Source organism: Celerinatantimonas diazotrophica, assembly GCF_004339545.1.
GTDB classification, from domain to species: Bacteria; Pseudomonadota; Gammaproteobacteria; order Enterobacterales; family Celerinatantimonadaceae; genus Celerinatantimonas; species Celerinatantimonas diazotrophica.
Map to the genome: position 1 here is coordinate 345,605 of NZ_SMGD01000011.1, position 21,175 is coordinate 366,779.

A 21,175-nucleotide genomic window follows, 5' to 3' on the forward strand; every position below is an offset into this window, starting at 1 on the left:
AAACTTTCATCATCCAAAGAAAAGAGGTGAAAGCATATGGAACTATTCATGAGTCGAGCTGGCGATGACGGGTTACCCGGTAAAGAGCGATTATTTGCAATGTTGGCCGTCATGGTTACGACGACGATGAATGTCTTTGATGGTTCAATGATTAATATTGCGTTGCCCCAGATGTCAAAATCACTAGGAGTTAGTGCTTCAGACGCAGTTTGGGTTGCTAATGGTTATTTACTAGCGGTTGCAATGTCTCTCGCTATTTTTTCTGCATTGGCGACTCGTATCGGTTTTCGTAGACAGTTTATGGGTGGATTAATCCTTTTTACACTGTCGTCTGTGGGATGTGCGCTATCATCGTCATTATCAGAATTGGTTGTTATGCGTTTTATTCAAGGAATTGGAGGCGCAGCAACACTCAGTATCGCGCCAGCACTGCTCAGAGGGATTTTCCCCACCCGATTACTTGGCAGAATTTTAGGAGTTAACGCATTATTAATTGCAACCTGTACCGCTGTATCACCATTAATCAGTGGCGTGTTGTTAGTGACGTTAAACTGGCCGTGGCTGTTTATGATTAACGTCCCATTAGGGGTTGTCGCGGTAGTTTGTTCACAGCGACACCTTCCTAAACCGGATCAACTTGATACTCGTCCGCTCGATAAAATAGGTGCATTGTTTTCTGTGATCATGTTGGGCAGTACCATTTTGTGCGCTAACACGTTTTCTAATCATGCAACCCGTTATAACGAACAACAGGCATTGTTTTATGCCATAGCTGCGTTAGTCAGTGGCGCGGCATTCGTTTATCGTCAGCGCAATACTATGATCCCGCTATTGCCGTTAGAAATATTTTCGAATCGCCGTTTTTCTTTATCAGCGATTACATCTTTCATTTCGTTTATCGCTCAGGGGATTACTTTTATTGCACTGCCATTTTTATATGAGAGTGTTTATAGCTATAGCCCACTGACATCTGCATTACTTTTTCTTCCATGGCCTGTAGGTATTGTTTTTACAGCACCCTATGCCGGCAGACTAGCTGATAAGAAAAATCCAGCAATCATTTCAACGCTCGGACTGATCATTTTTGGTATTGGATTAGTCCTCTTGAACGCTCTGCCACCAACACCATCAATTCTAGATATTGTTTGGAGAAATTTAATCTGTGGCATTGGTTTTGGCTTATTTCAAAGTCCTAATAATCGTGAAATGATGGCCAATGTAAAGGCAAACTATAGTAGTTATGCGTCAGGAGTACTCGCGATGATGAGAACATTTGGCCAATGCCTTGGAACTGCGGTTATTGGCATCATTCTATCCCAGTCAGATTCACTGACTTCATCTTCTGGACGCACGGTACACCTAGGATTTTGGTTTGCTTCTGGCGCAGTATTTTTAGCTATTTTATTTAGTGTTATCCGGGTTAAAAAATAAAAAAATTATATTACGCTTTGGCTCTAGTGTGGATTACCCTGAGTCACCGCTAATAAGTGGTATATGTGAGTACGCCTCCGGCCATTGATGCCAGTCGTCATAGACACTTAGTGGCTAAGTTCAAAGTAAGCAAGACTCATTAACCAAATGATTACTATAAAAAATACCAGTCAATAATATGACTGACTGGTATTTTTATTTTATGAAGACCTGATGAGCTACTTGTAGCCAGCGCTAAACCGACTTGAATATCAACCAGCTAAATAACAGCTAGTTATAAAGGCGGTCTTTCTCAATGTCATCATCTCTACCATGTTCAAAATTTCTTATTTTTTACTGCTCGGCGATACAAAAACTATTTCTGTTAGTCTTTTATTGATCATCCGAAATCTTATTCAAAATCAACTCATCCTGTTGCTGATGCATATTCATCAGGCCTTTCAGGTTAATCAATAACATTGGCAGTACGATCAATGAAAAAGCAATATTCGATAGAGGAACGGCTAACCAAACACCATCAATACCTAGATATTTCGGTAAAATGAATAGAAATGGAAGCTGTATCAACATGTTGCCGACAGAAACAAACAGGGCTTGTCCACTTTTCCCCACAGCGACGAAATAGATGGAGGCCATGAACAAGAAACCATCTAAATACAGGGCCATTAAGTGCAGGCGAATCCCGTTTTTGCTGGCTTGAAATAATGCCTCGTTGCCAGTGGTGAAAATGCTAATAAAGAGTTCTGGGAAAAGATTCAGCAGTATGACCAAGGCGATCCCCGAGCCAACCGTGACAGAAAAAGCCAATTTTACCGTCTCAGTAATCCGTTGGTACTGTTTGGCGCCTAAGTAATAACTCACGGGTGGCTGCAAACCATTCACTAGACCTTCGGCAAAGAAATAGTAAATACTCGCTAAGTAGCCAACAATCGCGAAGGCGGCGAGTTGCGTGGTGTTTCCATAGGCCATAAATTGCATATTATGGAATGCCATCACAAAGCTGAAGTAGATAAACATCACTAAGTTTGACGCCCCTAATTGCACGATACGAATGGCAATGGCTTTATCAATTTGTTTTATGGCTAACTGGGTTTTGGCTTTTGCCGAGATAAAATAGCGCAAACACAACACGCAAGTGAGCAGTTGCGCAATGAGGGTGGCAATAGCTGCGCCTTTTAAGCCCATATCAAGATAGCCCAAGAAGAAATAGTCCAAGACAATGTTGGCTAAAGCCCCAACCACAATGAATACCGTTGCCAGATTTGGGCTGTTATCATTTCGGACTAGCATCGGCATCGCACTGGCACCAATCGAAATCAGCGCACCAAATGACATGATTTGTACATAATCCCAGCTCATTGCTAAAGTTACGCCAGTGGCCCCCTGCATATTAAGTAAGCTCTGCCCAAAGACAATAAACACCACCGTAGCCAATAAGCCGATCCAAATGATCAAACATAGCGACGTGACGAGCGTCGCTTGAGTGCCAGCTAAGTTATTCTCACCTCGATAATTAGATAACACACTGCCGCCGCCCATTCCAATGAGAAGACCAAAGCCCATGATCAGCCCCAGTAAGGGAATCGCCATATTGATGCCAGCCAGTCCATCAGCACCCACATAATGACCCACAAAAAAACCATCAATGATCTGATACAAGCCACTGACTAACATGGCAATAATGGACGGAATAGCAAAACGCCAAAATGAACCAGCGACAGATTGTGAAGGTTTAAATTGCGAACTGGCTTGCATAACTTAAATATCCAGAAAATAAGAATGCAGGCATATTATATCTAATTAAGATATAAGAAAGTTAGTTACTATCTGTTTATAGGATAGATAAGAGTACCTGTCGTGAGAGTACTATTTAATGGGGAAAGACATGAACTGGACATTGGATCAATTACTGGCCTTTGTAACCGCCGCTGAGCTTGGTTCTTTTTCGGCAGCGGCAAGGAAGTTACATAAAGCCCAATCACGAATTAGTAGTGCCATCGCGAATTTAGAGGTGGATTTAGGTTTTGAGTTATTTGATCGCAGCTCTAAATTTCCAGTATTAACCCCACTGGGGCACGAAATGCTTCCCGAAGCACGCGCCGTGCTGAACCAATGCTTACGTTTAGATTCGCGAGCTTTATCCGCTGCGAACAAAGAGCCGATTTCGTTGCGTATTGCTCTTGATGAAGCGTTACCATTAGAAGCGATCCACTCTATTTTCTCTCAAGTCGGGGACTTATTTCCGAACACCCATTTGGTGATCACCAATGGTTCACAAGACGACATTGCCATTGCCATTGCGAATCAAAAAGCCGACATTGGTTTTATGATTAGCAATAGTGCTATTCCTGAAAAACTAACTTTACAGTCTTTGGGATATTTTAAAAAAATCCTCATTGTTGGTACCAAGCATCCGCTGGCTAAAGAAAAGGTATTGAATCTTTCGCAGCTACAGCAATACCGTCAATTTGTCCTCTGTAACCGCTCAGGTGAGAACCGCGAAAAAGCTCTTAGCCCGAATCATTGGGATTTAGACAGCTACTATTTAATTTGTGAATTGGTGACGCAGAACCAGGGTTGGGCGATTGTGCCAGAACATATCGCCAAAGCCGATTGGTTTTTTGAACAAATAAAAATCGCCAAAAGTGATTTCTTAACCGAGCAGTTAATTGAAATAGGCATCGTGAAACGGCTTGATAGTCCAAACAATAAACTCACCGATTGGATCACGGAACAAATGCGCCACTTAATGCACCATCACGCAATATAAGATCTTCCAATAGAATCCACAAGAACCTATCTTACATTTTAGCTGATAAGGTCAATTGCACTCCACATGACCCGTGAGGAACTGGCCCACCGATATTGCATCAGAATGAGTCGTATCAACGCTTATTGACCAAATTTAATCATATTCTCCAGTGACAGAGGTGACACCGTTATTTAGGAGACAAACTGTTCAGCCAGACGCTGTTTATCAGCACTTCTAGGAGGATAATAGATATTGAGGCGACTATTCGATTCGCCATCGATATTCCACCATATCTGTTTTTCTAACACGATATTTCCTAGCAAAGCATGGTGATATGTATATGAGATTTCTTCAGGTTGTAACACGTTATTATTTTTCCAAGCTAACGCAAATATAGGCGATAGTGCGATAAATGATTTAACTTTTAGTTTTAGTTTTTCATCGTCAAAATGCGCAGAAAGAGTATTTCTCAAAAATCCAGCCATTCGAACTATCTGCCTTTCAAACTTAGATTGACTATCAAGCATTAAAAATCTTTTCCAGTCAGTATTTGAGATGGTGAGATATAAATAATTTCTCTTTTCAGGTTCAACTTCCATTAAAGGAAATCCAACCATACGGTCAAATGCTGCATTAGAACTGATAATATCTAGATACTCATTTTGTAATAATGCGGGTAATGGGTTCAGTTGAAGCAGGAGTTGTTTAGTTTTTGATGTGATGACATTCGTTTGAACAGTGGGGGCATCATCCGGTATTGAATGAGCTAAATTGCAAATATATTTATATTCAGATGTAGATAACAGCAATGTATCTGATATAGCGGTTAGCACTTGCTTAGAGATCCCCGAGGCTTGACCCCGTTCTATTTGACTATACCAAACGGTACTGATACCTGCTTTGTATGCCACATCTTCTCTTCTCAACCCTTTGGATCGAGAACGAATTGTTTTTGATAACCCAATCGCTTCAGGTTGAATGCTTGCTCTCTTTGCGCGTAAAAAATCCCCCAAAAGCTTTAGATTCTCGTCTTGCATGACCACTTAACCTATACAATTTATATACATATAAACACTTACTTGCACGATTTTACATCCCTCCCATAATGGCCACCTTCGCTCTAATCGCAGGACTTAAGACGAGTTTAAACACTCAAGTTGAGAGTAAATAAACCTATGAATGATAAGTTAAGCAGCCCACTTTTTCTAGCCATACTATGCACGCTAATGGCCTTTGCCTCTTTGTCTATCGATCTATATTTACCGGCTATGCCATTAATGGAGAGAGAACTCCATGGGAATGTTGAATTAACCGTCACCGCTTTTCTTATCGGATTCTCGATAGCTCAATTAATCTGGGGACCTATCAGTGATGCATTTGGGCGTCGCTTGCCACTCTTTATTGGCATGTTGATGTTTATAGCTGGCTCGGCAGGATGCGCGCTATCAATGAATATTGCACAAATCGTTTTTTGGCGAGTCGTTCAAGCATTCGGGGCGTGTACCGGCCCCATGTTGGCAAGAGCTATGATTCGTGATTCATATAGTCAAACTCAGGCCGCGAGGATGTTTTCCACACTATTCTTCTTTATGGCTGTTGCGCCAATTTTAGGACCTTTAATCGGTGGACAAATTATTCGCTTCTGTCACTGGAATGTCATTTTTGAAGTATTAATGCTCATCGGTGGACTAATGTTTATCTCATTATTTGCTCTGCCGGAAACGTTACCTAAAGAGAACCGAGTCAGGTTTTCATTTACGGGAACATTCCACAATTATCTAGTGCTTGTAAAGAACCGTAACTTCATGAGATATACACTTTGTCTGACATTTTTCTACGTTGCTGCGTATGCATACATGGCTGGTTCACCATTCGTATACATCCGCTATTTTGGCGTAGCGCCACAAAACTTTGGTTGGTTATTTGCACTAAATATTCTGGGTGTGATGGCCATGAGTATGATGAACCGGCACCTTGTCTTACGATATTCATTAAAACAACTCCTTAAGGTCGCAGTTATCGTGGCGACTCTTGCAGCCTTAATATTAGCGGTTGTAGTGAAGATAAAATTCGGCGGTATCATCGCTGTGGCGATGGCAATTCTCCTATTCTTTTCAATGAATGGCATTATTGCGGCCAATACCACGACGGCGGCATTAGACTCTGTCCCCTCTTTAACAGGATCAGCATCGGCCGTCATAGGTGCACTGCAATATGGCAGTGGGATTGTATCCTCTCTGCTATTGGCATTTTTTAAAGATGGCACACCTTGGACAATGGCTTGGATTATGCTGATTTTTACACTGGCGAGTGTTGTCACACTGCTCTTACCACACGCCACAAGAAGCGATATTGAAGCCACTGCATGACAGTTCATTTATCCCATGGCCTTATAACAGGCGAAAGAACTTTGATATGATCATCGATCACGTTGGATTCTCGGTCCTTGAACTAACCCAAAGTCGTCATTTTTACTCCAAAGTATTGGCTCCTTTGGGTATAAACTTGTTAGTGAAAACTGAGAAATCCGCACGTTACTCATAGAAGTGTCAGAATCATAAAAGAAGGATGTCTGTTTTTGTCACTTACTCAAAAATATACCGCTTATTTATGCCATATTGCCACATTGCAAGTTTTAGTAATGCTGCGTTTGTATCTATTGGGGGTTGATGGTCAGGATATATATAGAGAGCAATTAGTCGGGTGAATGGCTCAACCGTGTAGGTTTCGCTTGAGAATTTCCACATCAAAAACTTCATCCTGTGCAGCATCTGCCAGTCTCGCTGTCTAGAACGGGCGATATTTTGTCGGGCTTACGAAAACGTTTCTAAAAACCGTAGAGATAGACCAGCGTCTCATTCAACGCCTTTTACCCCGCGCCCGATGGCCGGGCGCGGGGATGTGATCACCCTTTCTATGCCTTGTCGGGGCGGTGGAAGAGCAGAGTTACGATCACGGAGGATGCTGCGAGCGCTGACATCAGCATGAACGCTTCGGCGAAGCCACCGCTTTTGCCGACGATCCAACCGGTCAACGACGGTGCCAAAAAGCCGGAGATCGCGAAGCCGAAGTCCATGATGCCGAGCGCAGTGGCGGAACGATCACGGGCAACGTCGATATTAACGGCGTAGAAAGCGGCATTCGCACTCATGGACGAAGCAACAGCAATAGTGATCAGAATAAGGGCCAACGTCAGGTTGTTGGTGAAAGCAACAGGCAGGATCACCAACGCCGCTAGCGCTTGCGTCGCCGCAATTAGATAGCTTCGGGCAATGCGCAACTTACCGGTCAATCGCAACAGCGTATCCGACAGGTTGCTAAGCAGGACCAGCGCGACAGCAGCAGCAAGCCAGGGCGCAATTGAGAACCATCCGACGCTAGTGATCGACAGTTTAAAGGTCTGTTCCAGATAGCCTGGCAGCCATGACATGAAGAAGAACAAGAAGTAGCCGAAAACGAAGAACGCCCAGTAGTTTGCCAAAAGCGTGCCGTTCGTCAACAATCTTCCCCAACTTGTGGGTCCACGTTCCACAACAGGGGTTTTGGGATCGCGATCGTGCGTTTCCTGATCCGCAATAATCTCGATCTCGGCTTCATTCACCCTGTTACTATCTTTGGGGTGGTTGCGAAACAGGATCCACCACAGCGGCATCCACAGGAGGCTAATGGCACCCAGCAGGACAAACATCTCGCGCCAGCCAGTAATTGCAGTGAGATAAGATACGATCGGCGCGCCGATGGCCAGCGAGATTGGCACCGCCACCAGCGAATATCCCAACGCTCGTCCGCGCTCCCGTCCCGATAGCCAGTTTGCAATGGCTCCCGTCTGGCCGGGGAACATTGGCCCCTCGGCGAGACCAAGCGCCGCACGTGCGACTAGGATCATAATAAAACTGCTGGCAACACCGACAAAAGCAGTGGCCGCCGCCCAGGCGATAACTGACACTGCCAGCACAATCCGTGCACCGAATCGGTCGACCAGAATACCGCCCAAAAGCGTCGTCACGGCGTAGCCGATACCGAAGGCGCCAAGGATCATCCCCTGCTGCGCATCACTGAGGTTCAATTCCTTCGACATGGGTCCAATTGCATAAGAAATTGCCGAGCGGTCAATGTAGTTGATGAGGATAATGGCAGCGAGCATCGCCACAACGATCCAACGAAAATTTGTTGCGACGCCTGATGGGGGCGCTTGTTTGGATGGCATGATCATTCTTTGCTTCCTTCTATCATAAAAGCATCTTCGGTAATCCCACTGAAATGTGGACGTGAGATTCGAGTATAGGTTAAATAAACACCACTGCCTATCCCTGACATCAGGCGGATTGGGGCTTCATCATAATCCGTGTGACGGATATCAACTTATGGGCCGGGTATATCATCATCGGTCGGTTTGATCGACCATTCTCGTCATGTCCTTGTAAGCATGATCGGCCAATCTGTTTTGAAGTGCTTGCATTTTGTCGGCAATGGCTTTCATCTTCGGGCCATGTTTGTTGTTATACAGCTAATATAGAAGGTAAGCATCACCGTGAAAAAACCAAATACTTCCGCAAGGTTTTAGAAAAGTGAAAAACCATAAAAAATGCCAGTCAGTAATACTGACTGGCATTTCATCGATTTTACAAAGGCATGATTAGCTACTGATAGCTAGCCCTACTCTCACTCGAATATCAATGAGAAGAAAATATCTACATAACAGCTAGTTAGAAATGTTCTCATCATCTATATCTTGTTGCTAAAATCCATAACACACTTTTGCCCCTTTTCCGCTTAGAGTTATTACCCAATACATTCTTTGGTATCAATATTTAACTAAATATCCCTAATGATTCAATTTGGTTTAGGTTTAATCATGTGGATAGACTTGTGACCACTGACATGTTTGCTATTCAAAAGGGAGAGGTTCCACCAAGCTCATCCACACCTCAGTTACTTCAAAATCATTCGTTCGAACCTTTAGCATGGAAAAAAACTATTAATGTCAGAATCCAATAATCGTTGGAGCTGATTCAAGCCATCTCTCAATCGAGCCTCATTCCCGATTGACATCAAAGACAATCTGACATGTGGTGTACTTTCATTATTTGCGCAGAAGTAACTACCACTGGTAACTATTACACCTCGATTTTTTGCTTCCATAGCAAATCGATCTGGCTGCCAATGGGCAGGTAATGGTAGCCAAATATGGTATCCAGAAGCCGTGAACTCTATGGAAGTAAAAATCTCCCTTACCATTTTCTGTCTTTCATTCGCAACTTCCCTTTGTTGGTCCGCTAACCGAAAAGCATCACCGGATTCAATTAACAATGTCGCTGCAATAAAATTAATTGGAGACGCAAGCCAAATATTAGTTCGAATATTTGCATTGAGAGCCATTATCTGACTTTCCGGGGCTTTTAAGTAACCACAACGCATCGCAGGGCTAATTGCCTTAGATAACGCAGAAATGTGGAACGTATAATCTGGAGCAAAATTAGCTATTGGAGGCACTGGTTCATCATCTAAAAAGCAATAAATATCATCTTCAACCAGCCAGACTCTCTTATCGTTGATAACTCGTGCTATTTCCTTTTTTCGGGATTCCGGCATTGAGATCCCTGTTGGGTTCTGATGACTAGGAATCGCTATCACCATTGCGGCTTGATGTGCATCAATTGCACTCGCCAAAGCTTCTGGACATAAACCATACTCATCAAGATCTACACCAATTACATGACGGTCAGACATATTTACAATCGCCAAAATACCTGGGTAGGTGAGTCGTTCGACTAGAATAGTGTCACCTGGCTTAGTCAAAGTATCAACGAGTAAAGACAAAGCGTGCTGCGCCCCATTCGTCAGTATCATATTATCGCTGTTTGCCCCCTCTAAGCCGTACTTCTTCGCCCATTTAACACCAGCCGCCCTATGGGCCTCATGCCCAGAATGCTCAACATATCCAATTACAGACGGGGTCAGTAACTCCGCAGATTGCCGGTAGGCGTTCTTCAATGCAGGTACATTTCTCTCCAGGCAAGGTTGAAGTATAGAGAAGTTAAAGTTTGTTTCTTCATCGGGAGCTTGGATGGCTTTATCAAGTTCCGAGTTCGCTCTAACAAACGTACCACGACCAATAAATGACTCCAAACACCCTCTGTCATTAAGCAACTTATAAGCTTTTGCAACGGTTGCAGGCGTCGTTCCAAGCTCCTCAGCGAGTAAACGATGGGTGGGTAGCTTTGAACCTTGCGGGAACTCACCTGTTTCAATTTTCTGCTCTATAACTTCTGCTATACGAATGAACTTACTATTACTCACAAGGAGCCTCCTAGGACAATCCTAATTTCCAAAAGATTATAACATATGTCTTTTGGGTTTTTACTCTTTTAAATAAATACACAAACAATTATTGACATAGCTCAAATGCAAGCATAATCTAAAAAAAACTACATTGAGACAACTCAATGCAGTCTATAACGACATCAAATCAGGCTTAAGAAATGCTAAAAGAAATGGTAAAAACACTTAAAAAGCAAAGTGTTCAAGAAGTACATGTACCGTATGAAGCTGCAAATAAGTTAAAAAATGCATTAAGTAACTTACGGTTTAGAGAGGGCAATGAGTGGCTTAACGTAAGAGAGTGGCTTGGGAGCGTAGTCAAACACAGTCTTAATGATGAAGTGATCAACAGTATTCAAGGTTTTAAGTCAGATGATGACCAATGCGCCCTGATTATCCGCGGTTTACCTGTTGATGGCAATTTATGTGCGACACCTTACAACGGTTATGTTCCACCATCAAAAGTTCCTTTAGCTAGTGCTATCCATATTGGCATATATCAATTATCCCAAATTGAACCTGTATCATACCAAAATGAAAATAAAGGGTTCTTATTTAGGTATGTGGTACCTGCACTCAATGCTCTAAATGAAAAGTCATCTCATGGCTCCACTTTTACCTTTGGTCATCATGTTGATAACCCAGATTTACCATTAGCATGTGAGCCCTTGACAAAACGAAGTGGCTGCCCTGAATTTTTATCACTGATGGCATTGCGTTCTGATCTCAAGGTTCGATCGAATTTTATTCTATTGGATAATTTGATTGCTCAACTGAGCCGCGGCGTAGTCAACGAATTATGCCAACCTAACTTCCGTATTAACCGGCCTGATTCATTCGGTCAATCTCGTTCGAGCCGTCTTCCTATTTTAGTAATTGGCGAAGACGGTGTGATGCTATGTCGTTATGACAAGGAAAACACCACTCCTCTTACCGAGAGTGCCGCAGCAGCATTAGTTATGCTGGAAGCACAACTACAAAACGAGTCGTTAAAACAACACGTGGTATATCAGCCAGGTGATGTATTGATAATTAAAAATCAACGGCTTCTACATAGTCGCGAAGGTTTTAAATCTAGATCAGATGGCGCAGACCGCTGGTTAGCTCGCATGTTTGGGATGAGTACGTTAGAGCGTATCGTTCCAGCCTTCCCAGAATTTCAACATATTGGAAAAGATTAAGGAAAATAAAATGAAATCAAACAACGTCGCTTTTATTGGTTTAGGTGTAATGGGTTTTCCAATGGCGGGTCATCTTGCAAAAGCAGGGTACAAGACCAAAGTGTTTAATCGTACAGAAAGCAAAGCAAAACTATGGGCTCAAGAATTTTCCGGTGAATACCAGCCAACCCCTCGGTTAGCTGCGACAAACTGTGACATTGTGTTTTTATGCGTGGGGAATGATGACGATGTAAGAAGTGTTGTATATGGCGAGGACGGAGTACTCGCAAGCATGGTCCCAGGATCTGTTTTGGTTGACCACACGACAACATCTGCAGAACTTGCAGAAGAATTAGCCAGAGTATGTATGGAAAAGAACATTTCGTTTATTGATGCTCCAGTATCAGGTGGTCAGGCTGGAGCTGAAAATGCAGCTCTCACAATTATGTGTGGTGGTGAACAAACTGTTTTTGATCGCGTAGAGCCCGTGATGAAAAGTTATGGTAAGCAATCGACTTTAATGGGAAAAAATGGCCAGGGACAGCGCAGTAAGATGGTCAATCAAATCTGTATTGCAGGCGTATTGAAAGGGCTAAGCGAAGGCCTCCTTCTGGCAAAAAAAGCAGGTCTAAATATAAACCAGTTAGTTGATGTGTTAAAGCATGGAGCTGCGGGTTCATGGCAAATGGAGAACAGAACCGTAACTATGTCGCAAGATAAGTTCGATTTTGGTTTTGCAATTGACTGGATGCACAAAGATCTCAGCATTTGCCTAAATGAAGCAAATAAAATGGGTGTTGAGCTTCCGTTAACAGAAAAAGTAGACAGTGAATATCAGTCCCTACAGCAACAAGGTTTTGGTCGCATGGATACTTCTGTGCTTTTCAAAATCTACGATCGATAACTTCGACAGGAATTTTCAGTATGGAACTCTTCGGTAACGACATTACACTTTTAATACTAATAGCATTAATGGTATCGGCCTTTGCGGCCGGTTTCATTGACTCAGTAGCAGGCGGTGGAGGATTAATCTTAGTTCCATCTTTTATCCTTGCTGGATTGCCACCTCAATTAGCTCTTGGACAAGAAAAAATTGTCAGCACATTAGGTACTATCGCAGCAATACGTAATTTTATACGAAATAAAAAAGTAATTTGGACTGCCGTGGCAACAGGTATCCCAGCAGGCCTCATCGGTGCGTACGCGGGTGCACAAGCTATTCTCTACTTTGATCCCGATACTATCGGTAAAATCATTCTCTTTATGCTCCCATTCGGAATAATTTTATCGTTCATTCCGAAGAAGAATCGCAATGAAGATAACTCAGCTCCAATTAATAAAACAGTCATTTTATTTGGCGTTCCAACTGCTGTATTTGTAATTGGTTTCTATGATGGATTCTTTGGTCCAGGTACCGGTAGCTTTCTAATTCTGGCGTTACACTACTTACTTAGGTTCGATTTAGTTTCAGCATCAGCGACTTCAAAGTTGTTTAACTTTTCCTCTAACATCGGCGCATTATTCGCCTTCATGATTGCAGGTAACGTCTTATATATGCTGGCAATGCCTTTAGTAGCAATGAATTTACTTGGGAACCATGTTGGTAGCTCATCAGCAATGAAGTATGGCGCGAAACTGATTCAACGAACCATTTCAGTATCACTCAGTCTACTGATGATTTCGCTGGGTTATAAATTCCTGTTCTAAAAACTAGCCACAAAATTTATACGATAGAACTCTCATTCAATGCGGATGAGAGTTCTAGTATTAATCTACGATTATATGGTCAACTATATGAAAGGCTTGGTACAGACTGAACCTGATGTCGACTCACTTCTTCCCTGAAGGAAACACTAATGCATCATGGGATTATGAGCGGATACTCGGATACTCGGATACTCGGATACTGTTAAAATAAACATCACTGTGTCTGTCTACTGCACGTATCTTGACTACGCTATCTAGACAATTGCATTTTCCAACTGCGACTATGGCTTTTCCCATACCTGATTTAATCCGTATTTTTCTAAATTAAGTAGAAACTCTAACGAGCTTTTGTCCAGAAACAAGTTACAGCTTCATCCTAATCAGCCATATGTATATGAAAATGCGGGCCGGTGCACCATCACCGGCCCGCATGATTTCTAACTACTTGCGGGAAAACAGCCAGCGACTCATTTTGTCGATTTGATTGGCCGTTCTCGTTATATCCTTGCATGCCCGACCGGCCAATCTGTTTTGGAATACCTCTACTTTGTTGGCAATGACTTTCATCTTCGGGCCGTGTTTGTTGTTGTGCAGCTATGACCCCAAAACATAGAAGGTAAGCATCACATGTCAACAGCCGCCGCTCAGATGCAAACTCGGCAAGGACATTCTAATAAAGAAGTGAGGGAGAAAACTGCTTTATCACGAGCCTCTTACTATAGACTGAAGGAAAAATTAACTTCTGCTCCCCAGATCGCTGTCTCCGGGTAACCCATTAATCATTCTTGTTAGCTCTTCACAACAGATAATTTTTCCAGATGACAGAGTAAAGCGGGCAAAAACTTCAAATTTGCTCTTTTCTCCCTGATTTTTTTCTACATTCACATAGTGATGAGTGAACACCGTATCATTTTCAGCCACGATACTTTTAATAGAAATGCTCATCCGTTTTGTATGCGATTTGAGGGCCTCCATATGTCTGATAAACTCAAGATAGTCCAGTTGCTTACCATCCACACGCTGTTGATAGTCAGGAGCAAAAAATACTTCAATTTTACTCTCATCATGCAACGGATCCATGATAAGTACCTGTAGTGCCGCAATCACTGTCTGCTTCATATTTTGCATGTTAATTCACCTTTCTGATCAATGACAGGAAGTTTACTTCAGTACTTGACCGGTATAATATCGGTATTAGGACAAGATATACGGCTAATCGGCCATGCAGATAAAAACATCCCGAATTGAACATGATGTGACGCATTCAACGCAATGGCACAAGCATGAATCAGGGCAGTTATTTTGGTTCGATAAAGGACAGATGATAATTGAAACGGAATTGATTCAATGGATTATCACTCCCGGAACGGTGGGATGGTTTCCGGCGAATCAGTACCACAGAGCCCGGAGTACAGGGACCGTCAGTGGAAAATGTATTTATCTTGAACAATCATCAGGTATCGATTTTCTGCGTTGTTCAGGGGTTTATGGGAGGGATATTTTTATCCTGGCGCTACTTGAACGCCTTTTTCTGAGCAGATCTGTTGATTACAGAAATTCACTTCTGAAAGTATTAACCTATGAGCTGCACCAACTGCCTGAATTACCACTTCAACTCAAACTTCCAGAAGATCGTCGGGCAAGAAACGTGGCGAATGAATTATTAAAAAACCCCGGATGCGCACTGGATCAGACACAGCTGGCTCATCAATGGGGAATAAGTGTAAGAAATCTTAGCCGTTTGTTTCATCAAGAAACCGGGCTAACCTTTAGTCGATGGCGTCAGCAGGCAAAAATACTTTCCTCACTTCAATGGATTTTTGCCGGATTACCTGTAAACGAAGTGGCCTATCTGAGCGGCTATAGCAATGTCAGCTCTTACATTGAGATATTCCGGGAACGTTTTGGTCAAACACCGGGGCAGTTTAAAGAAATCGACAAATCGACAGCACTTACCATTAATAGGTACTGATGTTTTAAATTAAAACCTGACAACGATTTATATGACTAACGTGATCTTTTACATTATTGCCTTCGAACCTCGTCATACAGCCTAAAGGATCTTTATCAGCCTGTGCACTAGCGATCACCTTCAAACAAGTTTTCTGGCACAGAGTCAGTGCGGATAGGAAATATAGTGATAGGCTATCTCGATGAATCTTGTTCTCTATTTATAATCTATTTGAGGAATAACTGAACTACTATAACAATAGTTATATAAATATTTAATAGCCTCCGATTTATTTATATCTGAGGCTAAATTTAAAATTAATAATTTACTTTCTGACTTCGTCTTTCTAATATGATGACATCACGCCATTTGCCATGCATTTCACCCACTTTTTCGCGATGCCCGACTTTCCTGAATCCTTGATTATGGTGTAATCGGAGACTTGCTAAGTTTTCAGGAAATATGCCTGATAGCAACGTCCAGTAGCCTGCTTTTTCTGACTCGTTGATTACTGTGGACAAGAGTTGTTTACCTACCCCGAGTTGATGGTGTTGAGGGCTGACATAGATACTTATTTCAGCAACCCCCCGATAAGCATGGCGGCTGGAATATGGGGACAACGCAACCCAACCGATGACTTGATCATCTATACAGGCGACATAACGACAAATATCTATATGGTTCTTATCCCATTCACTCCACTCCGGTGCAAAAGTCTGAAATGTGGCATTACCACTATCGATACCAGCTTGGTAAATCGTTTTGACAGCATTCCAATCCTTCTCCTGCATCGGTATTACATTTATTCCTGACATTCGACTATCTTATAGAAATTAATTTTTACTTAATAAAAAGGCGAGTCTGAAAATATCATTATATGGTATGAATCACCACCGATTTACTAGACTATGAGTTTTTGAATTTGGACTGCCACCGCTCTCCTAGACAAATTTGGCCTATTCTTTTTGCATAAGAGTAAAGCTCAACAGTGTCAGGTCTTGCTTTTTGCCTATCTGAGTTAATCTATCTTTTGTTAATTTAGCAAGGTCACTAACTCAATTTTACCATAGATCGATCAGATATATATGCGGGCCGGTGCACCATCACCGGCTCGTATGCTCTCTAACTACTTGCGTTGGCCAAACGGCCAACGTCTCATTTTGTCGATTTGATTGGCCGATCTCGTCATGTCCTTGTAAGCACGCTCGGCCAACCTGTTTTGGAATACCTCCATTTTGTCGACAATGGCTTTCATCTGCAGGCCATATCCGGTGTTGTGCAGCCACTGCCCTAAAAAATAGAAGGCCAGCATCACAATGAACATCACTGCGAAGAAACCCAATATCTCCGCAAAGTTTTTAGGAAAGTAAAAATCCATAAAAAATGCCAGTCAGTAATACTGACTGGCATTTCATCGATTTTACAAAGGCATGATTAGCTACTGATAGCTAGCCCTACTCTCTCTCGAATATCAATAAGAAGAAAATAAACATATATAACAGCTAGTTAGAAATGTGCTCATCATCTATATCTTGTTGCTAAAATCCATAACACACTTTTGCCCCTAAAAGAGTTAGCCTCGTGATATTTGGCTAACTCTAACCTCCAAAGACTGACTAAATTTTAGTAATGCTACAAAGTGACTACTACATACTACAGATTGCTAGTAATCGCAGTGGTGGATGGGTATCGCCAAGGGCATCAACCTAAAGAGATTGTGAGTCACGATAGAGTCAACAATGAAATATATATATATGAACAGTATTATTGCTCTGAGCGATGGGATCGAGGATTTTTTGCTTTTATGTGCACACTTTGTTTTCCATGGTATGAATAAAACCTAGTAAATCAGAATGTTATGGAATTGCCTTGGGAAGATATTGTGCACGCACACTTTATTTCGAGATGTATTTCAGTAGCATCATGTATCTATCTGATATAATAAAGATTATAGAAATTTAGGATGAAAGTGTGCAGGCAGTTTTTGAGCGCGCACAATATAAAAATGTTAGCAATTCGGAGAACTCAGTTTGGAAATTAGAAAAGACTTGGAATCCGTAGCTCCTTACATATCTAGGCTAATATCAGTCGGGGAAGAGTTTAGGGCCTTCGATAAAGATTGGAGTCATTTAAAAAACCAAGAAGATTTTCGGTTCGTTTCGAGGGTCCCGTACGAGAAGCGTCATAAAGTTGAAGCGGTATATGCCGATGGCAGAGATATGGCTATTTACATGTATGATGCACTGCTATCTATAAATAGCGATTTCAGCAGATATCCAACACTAACAGCTATTGTTGAAGCATTTAAAAACACTTGGGTGTATGGAAGTTACGACCCTGAGGTTCCAAATGTGGCCAGTGATGTTTGTGTGGAGCATGATGTTGATCTTTGGTCTGTAAAACAGATGGTGGCATTATTCAAAAAGCAAGAGCAGTTATTGGCAGCAGTACGCGTCACGCTGCAAATGCTCCAGAATAGCGACCTCTATAAAATGGAAAATGGTATTCCGGTTATGAAGCAAGAAGCAAATATTCAAGTAAGCGGTAATTCTGGATCTAGCATAAATATAAATTCTTCTGGTGCCACTGCAAGCGTAACAGTAAATTACAATGAGCCAACAATTTTCGCAGACATGATTTCTGCAATTAAGTCTAATGATCTTGACAATGAAACTGAGAAAGTACTCATAGATAATGTGCAAGCTTTGGCTGCTAGCCACCAAAGTGGCGGTTTTAAAGAAGCTTACAAGGACTTCATGCAAAATGTTTCTGCGCATATCACTGTATTTTCCCCTTTTATTTCCGGCTTGGCTGCGCTTCTGTAGTGCTAACAAGGCCATCAAATTTGCTCCCTACGGTCGCCGGACGCTCGCAAGCTCGCGCCGTTTATGGCGGCGTTATGTGAGGAGAGCTATAAACATGGGAGTGATAATTGAACAACTTTAGAAATTCACCATTATGGCTGATTGGTTTCTTTATTCTTTTTGCGGAAGCTACCGCTGGTATTGCTGCCGTAAAAATTAGTGGTTGGCCTCAAGCAGCATTGGTTATATTTGTCATTTCTTATGCAACAGTCGTTACAGCTACATTCTTCGCCTTTTTATGGTTTAAACCGGAAAACTTTTATGGTCCTAATGAATATGGAAAAGAAACTACTCCAGAAATGTTCATTCAAGCCCTTAAGGGACAAGGGTTGCCTGATGATACTATTCAGGCGGTAGCTGAGTCTGAAAAATATGGTGATAAGCAGTTTTATAAATTACTTGATAACGTAATACCAAACAATGAAAAACAAATTTTAATATTGCTTAAAAGGCAATCTAAAAAAATTCCTATTTCTTCTATAATTAGTTACCGTTTTGCTACCCGGGACAATGGATTGAGTATTGGTTCTATGGGAGGACAGGACTTAATGAAAAAGTTAAATGGAACTGAGTTGTTATCTGATAACAACAGTTATATTGAATTATCGGATAAAGGAAACTCTTTTGCTGATTGGCTTATTAATGAAAATAAAGATGCAAAATCTTTTGACTCAGTTTTAGGTAGTTGGGGAAATATAGAAGATATAGATGAGATTATTGATTCGTTAAGAACAGACCGCGACAAAAATCACATAACAAAACGTTCCAATTGACCTCGTGCTATCACGAATTTTGGTTCCCAAAATATCGTGCGACACTCAGCAAATAAACTTTGCGTTATAAAAAATGGAGAAATCAGACCATGGAAAAGGTTGATTGGCATAAAAATGATATCGATGACAGTACAATTATCACGGACAGCTACAAGACAACTCAAAACGTTCGCCGTTATTTTAAATCCAAATTTGGTGAGCAATTTAAATTCGACCGAGACTTTATGCAATGGATTAAAAGTTCGGTGGGTTTAACAATAGGTGACGCTTCTCAAGAGTGGATTAGGCGTCAAGATTCAAAGTAAGTCGCGCGGAATTTTGTATAACGAACTGTTCAAGCAGATTCGGCACGCGTGGCATTTTTGGTTTACAGTGATTTTTGTGTTTACGGAGTAGTGCAGTTGTGCTGCCACGATCAAAAAATAGAAGATCAGCCTCACAATGTACATCACTGCGAAGCAATCCAATATTTCCGCAAAGTTTTTAGGAAAGTAAAAAACCATAAAAAATGCCAGTCAGTATTTCTGACTGGCATTTCAATTATCTTCTAAAGGCTTTATCAACTATTGATAGTTAGCCCTACTCCCACTCAATCGTCGCAGGTGGTTTACCAGAAATATCGTAAACCACACGGCTAATACCATCGATTTCATTAATGATACGGTTAGACACTCGGCCTAAGAATTCATATGGTAAATGTGCCCAGCGCGCTGTCATAAAGTCGATGGTTTCAACAGCTCGTAAGCTAACAACCCAATCGTATTTTCGGCCATCACCCATTACACCTACAGAGCGAACAGGTAAGAACACCGTAAAGGCTTGGCTTACTTTATTGTACAGATCAGCTTTGTGGAGTTCTTCAATAAAGATTGCATCGGCGCGGCGCAGCAGATCGCAATACTCTTTTTTCACTTCGCCAAGTACTCGAACGCCAAGACCCGGGCCAGGGAATGGATGGCGATAAAGCATATCGTAAGGTAAGCCCAATTCAAGACCGATCTTACGAACTTCATCTTTGAACAACTCTTTAAGTGGCTCAACTAAGCCCATTTCCATCTCTTCAGGTAACCCACCCACATTATGATGCGATTTGATCACATGAGCTTTACCCGTTTTAGAGCCTGCTGATTCGATCACATCGGGATAAATAGTCCCTTGGGCCAACCATTTAGCATTCTCTAATTTGCTCGCTTGTTCATCGAATACTTCGACGAATACTCGACCAATGGTTTTCCGTTTTTCTTCCGGATCATTAACCCCTGCCAAAGCAGATAAAAACCGTTCTTCAGCATCGACTCGGATAATATTTAAACCAAATTTATCGCCAAACATTTCCATGACTTGATCGGCTTCATGTAAACGCAGCAGGCCGTTGTCGACAAAGACACAAGTTAACTGTTTACCAACGGCTTGGTGAATCAACATGGCAACAACCGATGAGTCAACACCGCCCGATAACCCTAGGATCACTTGCTCATCGCCGACAACTGCTTTAATTTGTGCAACCGCATTATCAATAATAGAACTCGCGGTCCATAACGCTTCGCATTGACAGATATTCAGCACAAAATTCTCAAGCATTTGCTTGCCTTGAGTCGTATGCGTCACTTCTGGGTGAAACTGAACGCCATAGAAGTGTTTCGCTTCATTGGCCATCACTGCATACTGGCATGTCTCTGTGTTAGCAACCGTCACAAAACCTTCTGGAATTGCAGAAACTTTGTCACCATGGCTCATCCACACATCAAGCAACGGTTTGCCATCGTTACTTAGGGCATCTTGAATATCAGCTAAAAATGGGGATTGAGTTTGCATTTCAACTTGGGCATAACCAAATTCGCCTTCACCCACGCCTTTAATAACTTCACCGCCTAATTGCACAGACATAGTCTGCATGCCATAGCAGATCCCTAACACCGGAACGCCCGCAGTAAAGACATATTCAGGGGCTCGGGGCGAATTGGCCTCTATCACGCTCTCAGGGCCACCGGATAAAATAATTCCATGAGGGGCAAACTCACGGATTTGATCTTCATCAACATCCCATCCCCACAGTTCACAATACACTCCGATCTCACGGATACGCCGGGCAATCAACTGTGTATATTGGGAACCAAAGTCCAGGATCAAAATACGATGGTCATGGATATCTTTGCTCATAGCCTGTCTATTCTCTATCAATGTGTCTGCAAATAAATCGGCGAGGTTTAAAACCT

Annotated in this window: 19 protein-coding genes; 11 read left to right on the forward strand and 8 right to left on the reverse strand. The window is 42.1% G+C overall.

What is annotated here, in order from left to right:
• The first annotated feature begins 48 nt into the window (after positions 1-48).
• Entirely contained in the window at positions 49-1,431 is a 1,383-nt protein-coding gene (locus EV690_RS04670; RefSeq protein ID WP_224054895.1) for an MFS transporter, read from the forward strand.
• 372 nt (positions 1,432-1,803) lie between these two features.
• On the opposite strand, the gene EV690_RS04675 is transcribed toward EV690_RS04670, so the two are convergent.
• A complete protein-coding gene (locus tag EV690_RS04675) occupies positions 1,804-3,186 on the reverse strand; it encodes an MATE family efflux transporter (protein WP_131911760.1) in 1,383 nt (460 codons plus the stop codon).
• A gap of 130 nt (positions 3,187-3,316) precedes the next feature.
• Here EV690_RS04675 and EV690_RS04680 point away from each other — a divergent pair, with 130 nt between their 5' ends.
• Positions 3,317-4,201 carry a LysR family transcriptional regulator gene (locus EV690_RS04680; protein ID WP_131911761.1) on the forward strand — a complete coding sequence of 295 codons (885 nt, stop codon included), beginning with the start codon at positions 3,317-3,319 and terminating at the stop codon, positions 4,199-4,201.
• Positions 4,202-4,374: 173 nt separating this feature from the next.
• Here the strand turns inward: EV690_RS04680 and EV690_RS04685 are convergent, their stop codons facing one another.
• The gene (locus EV690_RS04685; RefSeq protein ID WP_131911762.1) at positions 4,375-5,220 is read right to left on the reverse strand and encodes a helix-turn-helix domain-containing protein; all 846 of its coding nucleotides are present in this window, start codon (positions 5,218-5,220) and stop codon (positions 4,375-4,377) included.
• Between the two features lie 138 nt (positions 5,221-5,358).
• Here EV690_RS04685 and EV690_RS04690 point away from each other — a divergent pair, with 138 nt between their 5' ends.
• A complete protein-coding gene (locus EV690_RS04690) occupies positions 5,359-6,552 on the forward strand; it encodes a multidrug effflux MFS transporter (RefSeq protein WP_131911763.1) in 1,194 nt (397 codons plus the stop codon).
• 209 nt (positions 6,553-6,761) lie between these two features.
• Positions 6,762-6,890, forward strand: a complete 129-nt coding sequence (locus EV690_RS18540; RefSeq protein ID WP_263433809.1) for a hypothetical protein — start codon at positions 6,762-6,764, stop codon at positions 6,888-6,890.
• 207 nt (positions 6,891-7,097) lie between these two features.
• On the opposite strand, the gene EV690_RS04695 is transcribed toward EV690_RS18540, so the two are convergent.
• Positions 7,098-8,396: an MFS transporter gene (locus EV690_RS04695; protein WP_131911764.1), complete on the reverse strand. Its 1,299-nt coding sequence runs from the start codon at positions 8,394-8,396 to the stop codon at positions 7,098-7,100.
• Between the two features lie 746 nt (positions 8,397-9,142).
• Positions 9,143-10,483, reverse strand: coding sequence for an aminotransferase-like domain-containing protein (locus EV690_RS04700; RefSeq protein ID WP_131911765.1), 1,341 nt, complete (start codon positions 10,481-10,483; stop codon positions 9,143-9,145).
• Between the two features lie 182 nt (positions 10,484-10,665).
• On the opposite strand from EV690_RS04700, the gene EV690_RS04705 reads away from it, so the two are divergent.
• From EV690_RS04705 to EV690_RS04715, 3 genes are read left to right on the forward strand one after another with little or no spacing between them, the layout of a single operon-like run.
• A complete protein-coding gene (locus EV690_RS04705; RefSeq protein ID WP_131911766.1) occupies positions 10,666-11,685 on the forward strand; it encodes a TauD/TfdA family dioxygenase in 1,020 nt (339 codons plus the stop codon).
• A 10-nt stretch (positions 11,686-11,695) separates the two neighbouring features.
• Complete coding sequence (locus tag EV690_RS04710; protein WP_131911767.1) at positions 11,696-12,568, forward strand: NAD(P)-dependent oxidoreductase; 873 nt, start codon at positions 11,696-11,698, stop codon at positions 12,566-12,568.
• 20 nt (positions 12,569-12,588) lie between these two features.
• On the forward strand, positions 12,589-13,371 hold the full coding sequence (locus EV690_RS04715; protein ID WP_131911768.1) for a sulfite exporter TauE/SafE family protein: 783 nt from the start codon (positions 12,589-12,591) through the stop codon (positions 13,369-13,371).
• 735 nt (positions 13,372-14,106) lie between these two features.
• Here the strand turns inward: EV690_RS04715 and EV690_RS04720 are convergent.
• Positions 14,107-14,499, reverse strand: coding sequence for a nuclear transport factor 2 family protein (locus EV690_RS04720; protein ID WP_131911769.1), 393 nt, complete (start codon positions 14,497-14,499; stop codon positions 14,107-14,109).
• 94 nt (positions 14,500-14,593) lie between these two features.
• On the opposite strand from EV690_RS04720, the gene EV690_RS04725 reads away from it, so the two are divergent.
• Entirely contained in the window at positions 14,594-15,343 is a 750-nt protein-coding gene (locus tag EV690_RS04725) for an AraC family transcriptional regulator (RefSeq protein ID WP_131911770.1), read from the forward strand.
• A 296-nt stretch (positions 15,344-15,639) separates the two neighbouring features.
• On the opposite strand, the gene EV690_RS04730 is transcribed toward EV690_RS04725, so the two are convergent.
• Positions 15,640-16,113, reverse strand: coding sequence for a GNAT family N-acetyltransferase (locus EV690_RS04730; RefSeq protein ID WP_396022800.1), 474 nt, complete (start codon positions 16,111-16,113; stop codon positions 15,640-15,642).
• A 335-nt stretch (positions 16,114-16,448) separates the two neighbouring features.
• A complete protein-coding gene (locus tag EV690_RS04735) occupies positions 16,449-16,700 on the reverse strand; it encodes a hypothetical protein (RefSeq protein ID WP_131911772.1) in 252 nt (83 codons plus the stop codon).
• A 652-nt stretch (positions 16,701-17,352) separates the two neighbouring features.
• Between EV690_RS04735 and EV690_RS04740 the strand changes: the two genes are divergently transcribed.
• The 3 genes from EV690_RS04740 to EV690_RS04750 all read left to right on the forward strand — a co-directional run bounded on the left by EV690_RS04740 (position 17,353) and on the right by EV690_RS04750 (position 19,264).
• A complete protein-coding gene (locus EV690_RS04740; protein WP_131911773.1) occupies positions 17,353-18,147 on the forward strand; it encodes a hypothetical protein in 795 nt (264 codons plus the stop codon).
• Positions 18,148-18,254: 107 nt separating this feature from the next.
• Complete coding sequence (locus tag EV690_RS04745; protein ID WP_131911774.1) at positions 18,255-18,959, forward strand: hypothetical protein; 705 nt, start codon at positions 18,255-18,257, stop codon at positions 18,957-18,959.
• Between the two features lie 89 nt (positions 18,960-19,048).
• The gene (locus EV690_RS04750; protein ID WP_131911775.1) at positions 19,049-19,264 is read left to right on the forward strand and encodes a DUF6434 domain-containing protein; all 216 of its coding nucleotides are present in this window, start codon (positions 19,049-19,051) and stop codon (positions 19,262-19,264) included.
• 274 nt (positions 19,265-19,538) lie between these two features.
• Here the strand turns inward: EV690_RS04750 and guaA are convergent, their stop codons facing one another.
• A complete protein-coding gene (gene guaA, locus EV690_RS04760) occupies positions 19,539-21,119 on the reverse strand; it encodes a glutamine-hydrolyzing GMP synthase (RefSeq protein ID WP_131911777.1) in 1,581 nt (526 codons plus the stop codon).
• Positions 21,120-21,175: the final 56 nt, after the last annotated feature.

Coding starts and splice junctions, on each gene's coding strand:
- EV690_RS04670 (WP_224054895.1), top strand. CDS start 49: ATGAGTCGAGCTGGCGATGACGGGTTACCCGGTAAAGAGCGATTATTT.
- EV690_RS04675 (WP_131911760.1), bottom strand. CDS start 3,186: ATGCAAGCCAGTTCGCAATTTAAACCTTCACAATCTGTCGCTGGTTCA.
- EV690_RS04680 (WP_131911761.1), top strand. CDS start 3,317: ATGAACTGGACATTGGATCAATTACTGGCCTTTGTAACCGCCGCTGAG.
- EV690_RS04685 (WP_131911762.1), bottom strand. CDS start 5,220: ATGCAAGACGAGAATCTAAAGCTTTTGGGGGATTTTTTACGCGCAAAG.
- EV690_RS04690 (WP_131911763.1), top strand. CDS start 5,359: ATGAATGATAAGTTAAGCAGCCCACTTTTTCTAGCCATACTATGCACG.
- EV690_RS04695 (WP_131911764.1), bottom strand. CDS start 8,396: ATGATCATGCCATCCAAACAAGCGCCCCCATCAGGCGTCGCAACAAAT.
- EV690_RS04705 (WP_131911766.1), top strand. CDS start 10,666: ATGCTAAAAGAAATGGTAAAAACACTTAAAAAGCAAAGTGTTCAAGAA.
- EV690_RS04710 (WP_131911767.1), top strand. CDS start 11,696: ATGAAATCAAACAACGTCGCTTTTATTGGTTTAGGTGTAATGGGTTTT.
- EV690_RS04715 (WP_131911768.1), top strand. CDS start 12,589: ATGGAACTCTTCGGTAACGACATTACACTTTTAATACTAATAGCATTA.
- EV690_RS04720 (WP_131911769.1), bottom strand. CDS start 14,499: ATGCAAAATATGAAGCAGACAGTGATTGCGGCACTACAGGTACTTATC.
- EV690_RS04725 (WP_131911770.1), top strand. CDS start 14,594: ATGCAGATAAAAACATCCCGAATTGAACATGATGTGACGCATTCAACG.
- EV690_RS04730 (WP_396022800.1), bottom strand. CDS start 16,113: ATGCAGGAGAAGGATTGGAATGCTGTCAAAACGATTTACCAAGCTGGT.
- EV690_RS04735 (WP_131911772.1), bottom strand. CDS start 16,700: ATGGATTTTTACTTTCCTAAAAACTTTGCGGAGATATTGGGTTTCTTC.
- EV690_RS04750 (WP_131911775.1), top strand. CDS start 19,049: ATGGAAAAGGTTGATTGGCATAAAAATGATATCGATGACAGTACAATT.
- guaA (WP_131911777.1), bottom strand. CDS start 21,119: ATGAGCAAAGATATCCATGACCATCGTATTTTGATCCTGGACTTTGGT.